Origin of the sequence: Spirillospora sp. NPDC046719 (assembly GCF_040645715.1) — a bacterium.
Classification (GTDB): Bacteria; Actinomycetota; Actinomycetes; order Streptosporangiales; family Streptosporangiaceae; genus Spirillospora.
In genome coordinates this window covers 1-2,556 of sequence record NZ_JBEYYT010000777.1, presented here as the reverse complement: position 1 = coordinate 2,556, position 2,556 = coordinate 1, and the positions used below count along the sequence as shown (strand labels likewise).

Below are 2,556 nucleotides of genomic sequence, written 5' to 3'. Positions count from 1 at the left end.
ATTCCTACTGAATTAATCAATGCAATGCCACGCTTAACTGGATTACTTGAACGGTCGTATAATTTCAATACTTCATCATCACCAAGTTGAACAGCTAGCCCAGTGCTTACCATTTTAATTTCATCAGGTTGAATCGTAACTGTTTCACTTGCTGAAATGTCATATCCTGCGCTATGTTCTGTCGCTCGTTCTGGAATAGTCGCATTTTCGTTTATTTTTTTAAATCCTCTTGTCATTCTCCGTCCTCCACAGGCACAGCAAACTGCCAGTAACGCTCATCAATTGACTTGATTTCTTGTTCTGTTAATTTTAATGCATAATCTTTCCCTTTTGTAAATTCTAAGATTATTCCACTTTCCGCTTTTGATACGAAGGTTGAATCGCTAGTTGAATCGCTTAATCCAAAAACTTTTGGTAAGTCAATATAGAACAGCTGCGGTTTTTCTACTTGATAGCCTGTAATAGCTAAATGAGAAAGGATAAATAACTTATTATTTAGACCTCCAAAACCAAATCGTCTATCTTTAAATTGGAAATCATTCAGCCACCAAAAGCCTTTTTCTGTCAAAATATCAAGATTCTTCAAATCAGTAAGTGTGGCAAAATTATTCTGAGTTTTCAAGTATTTGATAGCTTTATCAACCTCTTCAGGCACGACTGGCAGGGCTTGCTGTTGGAGTTGGGATTTTAAATCAATGATTTGCGATTCTAGTTTAGAACTTCTGATTACTTCTTTTTCATAGCTATCATTGAGATTACTATATTTATCAAATAGCTCCTGATATTCTTCGTCAGCTTGTGCTATCAATGTTTTAACATGAACGGCCGCATAATATTTAGTGTCACCAATAGGATGCTCAATATTTTTTATTGGCAACTTTTCCAATTTCTCTTCAAACTTAGTCATTTTTCGTGTCCTCCAAGACAAATGGCATAAACCACTTGCCTCTGTTTAGTTGTATCTGTGCTACATCTTCTTTTTTACATTGATTCAAAGCTCTTCGTAACTCCAAGTTCTCAGCTTTAGATAGCTCTATTACGATATCTTCGCCAATATAACTTCCTTTAGTGAATTTCATTTTGAATCCTCCAAGATAGCAATTAGTTCGCTACCATTTTTTATTTTGATAATTTTTATTTTTCTATTAATTTTTTTATCTGTAAATTAACTTTTAGCGTTATTATTTAGCCGTTTACAGACTATAGATGTTTTGAAATTTTTAGCATTATTAGAAAATGAGTATTTGAATTGAAATTCTCAATTGCCAAAGCTAGAATAAATACACAACGTTTACTGTAAGCATTTCAGAGGAGACCGAATCGATGAAGAAAAAAACGCGCCTTAAAGTATTATTGGCAAGTACCGCAACTGCTTTACTGCTGCTAAGCGGTTGTCAGTCAAATCAGACCGACCAAACAGTTGCGACCTATTCAGGTGGCAAGGTGACTGAAAGTAGCTTCTACAAGGAACTCAAACAGTCACCAACGACAAAGACCATGCTTGCTAACATGCTTATTTACCGTGCATTGAATCATGCCTATGGAAAATCGGTTAGCACTAAAACAGTTAATGACGCCTATGATAGCTACAAACAACAATACGGCGAAAATTTCGATGCTTTCTTAAGTCAAAACGGTTTCAGTCGCAGTAGCTTCAAGGAAAGCCTACGAACCAACTTTTTAAGTGAAGTTGCACTGAAAAAGTTAAAAAAGGTTTCTGAAAGCCAGCTCAAGGCCGCTTGGAAGACCTATCAGCCCAAAGTGACTGTCCAACATATTCTAACTAGCGACGAGGACACTGCTATGCAAGTTATCAGTGATTTAGCAGCTGGCAAGGATTTTGCCACGCTTGCGAAAACTGATTCCATTGATACTGCGACTAAAGATAACGGCGGGAAGATTAGTTTTGAATTAAACAATAAAACGCTCGATGCCACATTTAAGGATGCTGCCTACAAATTAAAAAATGGTGACTACACGCAGACCCCAGTCAAAGTGACAGACGGGTATGAAGTTATTAAAATGATTAACCATCCCGCCAAAGGCACCTTTACTAGCAGTAAAAAGGCGCTAACTGCCAGCGTTTACGCTAAATGGTCTCGCGATTCAAGCATCATGCAACGGGTTATCAGTCAGGTATTGAAGAACCAGCATGTGACGATTAAAGACAAGGATCTTGCGGGTGCGCTAGATAGTTATAAGAAGCTTGCGACAACGAATTAAGGCTTAACCGAGTAAGATGAAATAACAGCCAGTACTTTTAAAAATTGGCTCTTCGTCAAGTAGAGTTGATAGATCTTTTGTGAAGCATCTAGGCCTTAATTGGTCTAGGTGCTTTTATTATGCTGCTGCCTTGCTGCTCTTAGCTCTGAACCAAACCCGTTCCAGGAATATACGATTGATGAAATTGTTCCAATTCGTATAGCCGTACGCAGTGTTCTTAATCTTCTTGATGATGCCGTTAATACCCTCAAGGGTTCTGTTGCAAAGTTTTCCAAAAAATCTATTTTAGTGTAAAATTGAGAAAAAAGACAGAGAGGACAGAGTAATGAATCA

At 37.4% G+C, this 2,556-nt stretch carries 5 protein-coding genes; 1 reads left to right on the top strand and 4 read right to left on the bottom strand.

What is annotated here, in order from left to right:
- The 3 genes from ABZ914_RS50075 to ABZ914_RS50065 all read right to left on the bottom strand — a co-directional run.
- Nucleotides 1-236, bottom strand: a 236-nt coding sequence (locus ABZ914_RS50075; protein ID WP_500201628.1) for a dCTP deaminase/dUTPase family protein, incomplete at its 3' end; no start/stop codon positions are given.
- Entirely contained in the window at nucleotides 233-907 is a 675-nt protein-coding gene (locus ABZ914_RS50070; protein ID WP_014570539.1) for a DUF1642 domain-containing protein, read from the bottom strand. The genes ABZ914_RS50075 and ABZ914_RS50070, both read right to left, overlap by 4 nt.
- A gap of 168 nt (nucleotides 908-1,075) precedes the next feature.
- Nucleotides 1,076-1,150, bottom strand: coding sequence for a DUF1125 domain-containing protein (locus ABZ914_RS50065; protein WP_500201629.1), 75 nt, complete (start codon nucleotides 1,148-1,150; stop codon nucleotides 1,076-1,078).
- Between the two features lie 173 nt (nucleotides 1,151-1,323).
- On the opposite strand from ABZ914_RS50065, the gene ABZ914_RS50060 reads away from it, so the two are divergent.
- On the top strand, nucleotides 1,324-2,223 hold the full coding sequence (locus ABZ914_RS50060; RefSeq protein ID WP_058212595.1) for a peptidylprolyl isomerase PrsA: 900 nt from the start codon (nucleotides 1,324-1,326) through the stop codon (nucleotides 2,221-2,223).
- Between the two features lie 117 nt (nucleotides 2,224-2,340).
- Here ABZ914_RS50060 and ABZ914_RS50055 read toward each other — a convergent pair whose 3' ends face one another.
- Nucleotides 2,341-2,445 (bottom strand): hypothetical protein, encoded by a 105-nt coding sequence (locus tag ABZ914_RS50055; RefSeq protein ID WP_259744603.1) that lies wholly within the window; start codon nucleotides 2,443-2,445, stop codon nucleotides 2,341-2,343.
- Nucleotides 2,446-2,556 lie beyond the last annotated feature (111 nt).